Origin of the sequence: Rhodosalinus sp., from assembly GCF_041685465.1 — a bacterium.
Classification (GTDB): domain Bacteria; phylum Pseudomonadota; class Alphaproteobacteria; order Rhodobacterales; family Rhodobacteraceae; genus Rhodosalinus.
In genome coordinates this window covers 1-6,751 of record NZ_JAWLFS010000168.1, presented here as the reverse complement: position 1 = coordinate 6,751, position 6,751 = coordinate 1, and the positions used below count along the sequence as shown (strand labels likewise).

6 protein-coding genes and 1 pseudogene are annotated in these 6,751 nt (G+C 74.3%); all 7 read left to right on the top strand.

The features are described 5' to 3' along the window. Positions 1–246, top strand: a pseudogene (locus ACESL7_RS11285) (3-oxoadipate enol-lactonase); the annotation flags it as partial. Then, entirely contained in the window at positions 239–952 is a 714-nt protein-coding gene (locus ACESL7_RS11280; protein ID WP_372893420.1) for an alpha/beta fold hydrolase, read from the top strand. The pseudogene ACESL7_RS11285 and the gene ACESL7_RS11280, both read left to right, overlap by 8 nt. Beyond that, positions 949–2,259: a lyase family protein gene (locus ACESL7_RS11275; protein WP_372893419.1), complete on the top strand. Its 1,311-nt coding sequence runs from the start codon at positions 949–951 to the stop codon at positions 2,257–2,259. Before ACESL7_RS11280 ends, ACESL7_RS11275 begins: the two co-directional genes overlap by 4 nt. Positions 2,260–2,312: 53 nt before the next feature. Next, on the top strand, positions 2,313–3,488 hold the full coding sequence (locus ACESL7_RS11270) for an MFS transporter (RefSeq protein WP_372893421.1): 1,176 nt from the start codon (positions 2,313–2,315) through the stop codon (positions 3,486–3,488). 73 nt (positions 3,489–3,561) lie between these two features. Beyond that, positions 3,562–4,644: a Zn-dependent alcohol dehydrogenase gene (locus ACESL7_RS11265; protein ID WP_372893418.1), complete on the top strand. Its 1,083-nt coding sequence runs from the start codon at positions 3,562–3,564 to the stop codon at positions 4,642–4,644. Between the two features lie 53 nt (positions 4,645–4,697). Then, a complete protein-coding gene (locus tag ACESL7_RS11260) occupies positions 4,698–5,942 on the top strand; it encodes a mandelate racemase/muconate lactonizing enzyme family protein (protein ID WP_372893417.1) in 1,245 nt (414 codons plus the stop codon). Positions 5,943–5,994: 52 nt separating this feature from the next. Continuing rightward, a complete protein-coding gene (locus tag ACESL7_RS11255; protein ID WP_372893416.1) occupies positions 5,995–6,339 on the top strand; it encodes a metalloregulator ArsR/SmtB family transcription factor in 345 nt (114 codons plus the stop codon). The last annotated feature ends 412 nt before the right edge of the window (positions 6,340–6,751 follow it).

Genomic DNA, 6,751 nt, shown 5'->3' with positions numbered 1-6,751 from the left:
GCCTGCGCCGCGATCTCGGGGACGGATTTCTACACGCCGACCTCGGGCCTGCGTCTGCCGACGCTCGGGATCGCGGGCTCGGACGACGGATCGACGCCCACCGATCTCGTGCGCGAGACGGTGGAGCTGATCCCCGGCGCCGAGTTCCGCGTGATCCGGCGCGCGGGGCACCTGCCCTGCGTCGAGCAGCCCGCGGCCTTCGCCGAGGCGCTGACCGAGTTCCTGAGCGCGGTGGGCCATGGCTGAGTTTCTGCTGATCCACGGATCGTGTCATGGCGCGTGGTGCTGGCGCGATCTGATCCCGGCGCTGGAGGCGCGGGGGCACGCGGCGCGCGCCATCGACCTGCCCGGGCACGGCGAGGACGCCACGCCCGCCGGCGAGGTCACGCTGGAGGCCTACGCCGAGGCGATCCTGGGCGCGATCGCTGACCCTGTGGTCCTGGTCGGCCACTCGATGGCCGGCTTCCCGATCACCGCGGCGGCCGAAAAGGCGCCGGAAAAGATCGCGCGGCTCGTCTATCTCTGCGCCTACGTGCCGGCGGGCGGCGTCTCGCTGGTGGAGATGCGGCAGGCCGCGCCGCGCCAGCCGCTCCTCCCGGCGCTGGAAAAATCGGCGGACGGGCTCAGCTTCACGGCCAGGCCGGAAATGGCACCGGGCGTCTTCTACCACGACTGCCCCGAAGAGACCGTCGACTGGGCCGTGCCGCGCCTCTGCCCGCAGCCCGTGGCGCCGCAGGCGACGCCGCTCGACGTCACGCAGCGGTCGCGCGCCCTGCCCCGCGACTACATCCTCTGCACCGACGACCGGACCATCCCGCCGGAGTACCAGGCGACGATGACGGCCGACTGGCCGGCCGGCGCGGTGCACGAGATGGCCACCGGGCATTCGCCCTTCTTCGCTGATCCGGAGGGGCTCGCCCGCCTGCTCGACTGCATCGCGGAGGGGTCGTGAGCGCGCTTTACGCCGAGCTCTTCGGCGCCGGCGAGGGGGCGCGGCTCTTCACCGACGGGGCGGAGATCCGCGCGATGCTGGTCGTGGAGGGCGCGCTCGCCGAGGCGCAGGGGCGGCTCGGCGTGATCCCTGAGACGGCCGCGCAGGCGATCCGCCGTGCCTCGCTCGAAGTGACGCCCGATCCGGCCGCGCTGGCCGCCGAGACCGGCGCGAACGGGGTGCCGGTGCCGGGGCTCGTCGCCGCCTTCCGCGCGGCGATGGGCGCGCCCGAGCACGCGCAGTTCGTCCACTGGGGCGCAACGAGCCAGGACGTCCAGGACACCGCCCTGATGCTCCGGCTGCGCCAGGCGCTCGCCCACGCCGAGGCGGAGATCGCGGCGACCCTCGCCGCGCTCGCCACGCTCGCGGAGGCGCACGCCGAACTGCCCATGGCCGCGCGCACCTACGGGCAGGTGGCCACGCCGACGAGCTTCGGCGCGGTGGCGGCGGGCTGGGGCTGGCCGCTCCTCGATCTGCTGGACGAGCTGGAGGCGCTGCGCCGGGCGAGCCTCTGGGTCTCGCTCTCGGGCGCGGCCGGCACGGCGGCGGCGCTCGGCCCGCGCGCCGCGGAGACGCGCGCGGCGATGGCCGCGGCGCTTGGCCTCTTCGATCCGGGGCGGAGCTGGCACAGCGACCGCGGCCCGGTGCTGCGCCTTGCCGACTGGGCGGCGCGGGGGGCGGACGCGCTCGCCAAGATGGGCGACGACCTGATCCTGATGACGCAGACCGGCCTCGGCGAGATCGGCCTCGGCGCGACGGGCGGCTCGTCGACCATGCCGCAGAAGGCCAACCCGGTCGGCCCCTCGGCGCTGGTCGCGCTCGCCGGAGAGGTGCGCAGCCAACAGGCGGCGCTGCACGCCGCGGGCAGCCCCCGCTGGCAGCGCGACGGCGCGGCGTGGTTCGCCGAATGGCGCGCGGTCCCGGCGCTCTGGGCCGCCCTCCTCGGCACCACGCGGCACGCCCGCGCGCTCGCCGGGACGCTGGCGCCCGTGCCGCAGGCGATGGCCGCGGGCCTCGACCTCGCCGGCGGCGGCGCCTACGCGGAGGCCCTGAGCTTCGCCCTTGCCCGACGGATGCCGCGCCCCGACGCGCAGCGGGAGGCGAAGCGGCTCGCCGCACGCGCTGCGGCGGAGGGGACAACGCTCGCCGCGGCCGCGCGGGCGGCGCACCCCGACCTGCCGCCGGAGACCTTCGGGGCGGCGGCCCAGCTCGGCACGGCGCCCGCCGAGGCGCGCGCCTTCGCCGCGCGCGTGCGGGCGCGGGGGTGAGCGCGCCGCCCGGCCCGACGCCGCCGCGCAGGCGGCTGCCCATCCTCTTCATCATGCTGACCGTGACCATCGACTCGATGGGCATCGGGCTGATCCTGCCGGTGCTGCCGGACCTCATCCTCGAGATCGAGGGCGGCACGCTCGCCGCCGCGGCGCTCTGGGGCGGGGTGCTCTCGACCTCCTTCGCGGTGATGCAGTTCCTCTGCGGGCCGCTCCTCGGCGCGCTCTCGGACCGCTACGGGCGGCGGCCCGTGCTGCTGGTCTCGGTCGGCGTGATGGCGGTGGACTACCTCGTGATGGCGGTGGCGGGGACGATCTGGCTGCTGCTCGCGGCCCGGATCGTGGGCGGGATCACCGCGGCGACGCAGGCCACCGCCAACGCCTTTCTCGCGGACATCTCCGCGCCGCACGAGAAGGCCGCGCGCTTCGGCCTCGTCGGCGCGAGCTTCGGGCTCGGCTTCGTGCTCGGCCCGCTCTTCGGCGGGCTCCTGGGCGAGATGGGGACGCGCGCGCCCTTCTACGCCGCCGCCGCGCTTTCGGCGCTGAACCTGTCGCTGGGCCTCGCCGTGCTGCCCGAGACGGTGACGGAGGCGACGCGCCGCCCCTTCCGCCTGGCCGCCGCCAATCCCCTCGGCGCGGTGCGGCGGATCGGCCGGCTGGCGGGGGCGCGGACGCTCCTGACGGTCTTTTTCCTCTACCAGCTCGCCTTCTACGTCTATCCGGCGACCTGGGCCTATTTCACGCAGGCGCGCTTCGGCTGGGATCCCGGGCTGATCGGCATCTCGCTCGGCGTCTTCGGGGTGAGCATGGCCGCCGTGCAGGGCGGCCTCATCCGCCTCATCCAGCCCCGCCTCGGCGAGCGACGAATGGTGGCCGCCGGCCTCACGCTCTCGATCTGCGCCTTCACGACGCTTGCCTTCCTGACCTCCGGCGCCCTCGTCATGGCGCTGATCCCGATCGCCGCGCTCGGCGCGATCGCGCCGCCGGCGCTGCAGTCGATCATGTCGCAGGCCGCGGGCGCCGACGAGCAGGGCACGCTGCAAGGCGTGCTGACGAGCGTCAACGCCGTCGCCGTGATCCTCGCGCCACTCCTGATGACCTCGACCTTCGCGGCCTTCACCCATCCGGCCGCGCCCGTCACCTTCCCCGGCGCGGCCTTCCTGCTCGCCGCGCTCCTCGTCGGCGTCGCGCTCGGCGTCTTCGCCCGCCGCGTGCCCGCCGTCGCGTAAGCGGGCCGGCATTCCCGGTTGCACCCGCGCGCCGCCCCGGCCACGGTGTCGCCTCGACAGGCGGGAGGGAGCCATGCAGACAATCCGCGCGGCCGTGTGCCACGAGTTCGGCGCGCCGCTCGAGATCGAGGAGGTGCGCCTCGCCGCCCCCGGTGCGGGAGAGGTGGAGGTGACGCTCGAGGCGGTGGCGATCTGCCACTCCGACATCTCCTTCGCCGAGGGCGCCTGGGGCGGCACGCTGCCGGCGGTCTATGGCCATGAAGCCGCGGGCCGGGTGACCGGCGTCGGCGCGGGCGTCGAGCGGCTGGCCGAGGGCGACCGGGTCGTCGTCACCCTGATCCGGCCCTGCGGACACTGCCCCGCCTGCGCGTCGAGCCGGCCGACGATCTGCGAGAACCCGCCCGACGGCGCGCAAGGCCCGCTCGCCACGCGCGACGGCGGCCCGCTCTTTCACGCCATGGCCTGCGGCGCCTTCGCCGAGAAGATCGTCGTCGGCGCCGCCCAGGTCGTCCCGATCCCCGAGGCGATGCCCGCCGAGAGCGCCTGCCTCCTCGGCTGCGGCGTGATCACCGGCGTGGGCGCCGCCGTCTACGCCGCGGGGCTGCGCCCCGGACAGGACGCGGTGGTGATCGGCGCGGGCGGCGTCGGGCTGAACGCGATCCAGGGCGCGCGGCTCGCCGGCGCGCGCCGCGTCGTGGCCGTCGACATGACCGAGGAGAAACTGGCCGACGCCCGCGCCTTCGGCGCGACCGACACGGTGCTCGCGACCGGCGACGCGCCGTGGCGCGCGGCCAAGGCGGCCCTCGGCCGCGGTGCGGATGCGGCGATCGTCACGGCGGGCGCCATCCCGGCCTACGAGACGGCGCCGCGCTACCTCGCCGCCGGCGGCCGCGTGGTCATGGTCGGGATGCCGCACTCGGGCGACGCGGCCGAGTACGAACCGGTCCTCTTCGCCGCGACCGGACAGGGCATGGTCGGCTCCAAGATGGGCGACGTCGTGATCGCCCGCGACATTCCGTGGATGATCGACCTCTACGAGCAGGGCCGGCTGCAACTCGACGCGCTGGTCTCGCGCCGCTGGCCCTTCGAGGAGATCAACGCCGCCATCGCCGACACCCGCGCGGGCGGCGCCCGGCGCAACGTGCTCGTTTTCTGACCGCTCCTCCGCCCTTACGGGCGTCCTCGCACCGCTGCGCCAGGGAGAGACCCATGAAACTCGCCGATTGCGACGTGATCGTCACCGCGCCCCCCGCGCCCGGCTGGGGCGGGCGCTACTGGATTCTCGTGAAGGTGACGACCGACACCGGGATCACCGGCTGGGGCGAGTGCTACGCCGCCGCCGTGGGGCCACAGGCGATGGAGGCCGTGATCCGCGACGTCTTCGCCCGCCACATGGAGGGCGAGCACCCCGAGAACGTCGAGCGCATGTTCCGCCGCGCCTATTCCTCGGGCTTCACGCAGCGCCCCGACCCCACGGTGATGGGCGCCTTCTCGGGGCTCGAAATCGCCTGCTGGGACATCCTCGGCAAGCACCGCGAGCGGCCGGTCTGGGCGCTGCTGGGCGGCATGATGACCGAGCGGGTGCGCGCCTATTCCTACCTCTACCCGCTGCCGCACCACCCGATGACGGAATACTGGACCTCGCCCGGGATGGCCGCCGAGAGCGCCGCGGCACTGGTCGCGCGCGGCTACACCGCGGTGAAATTCGACCCGGCCGGCCCCTACACCTTCCGCGGCGGGCATCAGCCGGCAATGTGGGACATCTCGCTCTCCATCGCCTTCTGCGAGGCGGTGCGCGAGGCGGTGGGCGACCGCGCCGACCTGCTCTTCGGCACGCACGGGCAGTTCACCACAGAGGGCGCGATCCGGCTGGGCCAGGCGCTCGAGCCGTATGCGCCGCTCTGGTTCGAGGAGCCGATCCCGCCCGACAACCTCCTGGAATTCCAGCGCGTGCAGCAGGCCGTGCGCATCCCCGTGGCGACCGGCGAGCGGCTCACCACGAAGGCGGAGTTCGCCACGCTGCTGCGCACGGGCGGCGCGCGCATCCTGCAGCCCGCCCTGGGCCGCGCGGGGGGCATCTGGGAGACGAAGAAGATCGCCGGCATGGCCGAGGCCTTCAACGCCGAGATGGCGCCACATCTCTACGCGGGGCCGGTGGAATGGGCCGCGAACATCCATCTCGCGGTCTCGATCCCCAACCTTCTCGTCGCCGAGACGATCGAGACCGATTTCCACCGCGACCTGATCGGCGGCACCATCGCGGTCGAGGGGGGCTTCGTCCCCGCCCCGCAGGCCCCCGGCCTCGGCATCGAGGTGGACGAGGCGCTCGCCCGCGCGCATCCCTGGACCGGCACGGGCCTCCACCTCGAGATGCAGGAGGCCCCCTGCGACTACGCCGAGGGCAACGCCTTCGCCGGCGGCGCCCCGCCGATCGAGGACGGACGGCGCTCTTGATCCCGCGGCCGGCCGGCACATATACTGGAAAAGCTATGTGACCGGAGAGCCCATGGCCGAGATCGATACACCGCCCCGTCCCGAGGCGCCCTCGGCGCCCCCCGACGAGATGGCGCAGAACGCCGCCGACGCGGCCGCTTACCTCAAGACCCTCGCGCACGAGGGGCGGCTCATGGTGCTCTGCCACCTCGGCTCGGGCGAGAAATCGGTGGGCGAGCTGGAGGAGCTCCTCGGCATGCGGCAGGCCGCGGTGAGCCAGATGCTGGCCCGCCTGCGCGATGAAGCGCTCGTCGAGACGCGCCGCGAGGGCAAGACCATCTATTATCGCCTCGCCGACGACGCCACGCGGCAGGTGATCGGCCTTCTTTACGACGTCTTCTGCCAGAAACGCTCCTGACCCGGAAAGCTTCCTGACGCGGCCGACAGGGCGGCGCCGGACAGATGCCGTGCAGCCGGGTATGGGCGGAGGCCGGGCGTGTCACGCAACTGGCCGCGCAGGCCGGTCGAGACGTTTTGCGCGACGCGTTGGGGGGAGACTGGCCTCGCCGTGACCTGCGCAATCGCGGGATCGGTGCCCGACGCAAGCCCCTCGGGGATCGCACCCGGGTTCGGGGCGCCTCGGCCCCCCGACAGAGACGGCGCAGCAGACCGCACGACGCGGCCCGACCACGATGGCGTCACCCGTCGGCCGGCTTGCGCGCCATGCCCATGTAGATCACCCACTGCACCGGCAGCGGGCCGAACTTGAGATCGCCGCGCCGGTCGATGCCCCGCGGGCCGAGACCGCACCGCGCCCCCGGGACCAGACC

Bases quoted from the DNA above. Each gene is read 5' to 3' on its own strand.
- ACESL7_RS11280 (WP_372893420.1), top strand. From the start codon at position 239: ATGGCTGAGTTTCTGCTGATCCACGGATCGTGTCATGGCGCGTGGTGC.
- ACESL7_RS11270 (WP_372893421.1), top strand. From the start codon at position 2,313: ATGCTGACCGTGACCATCGACTCGATGGGCATCGGGCTGATCCTGCCG.
- ACESL7_RS11265 (WP_372893418.1), top strand. From the start codon at position 3,562: ATGCAGACAATCCGCGCGGCCGTGTGCCACGAGTTCGGCGCGCCGCTC.
- ACESL7_RS11260 (WP_372893417.1), top strand. From the start codon at position 4,698: ATGAAACTCGCCGATTGCGACGTGATCGTCACCGCGCCCCCCGCGCCC.
- ACESL7_RS11255 (WP_372893416.1), top strand. From the start codon at position 5,995: ATGGCCGAGATCGATACACCGCCCCGTCCCGAGGCGCCCTCGGCGCCC.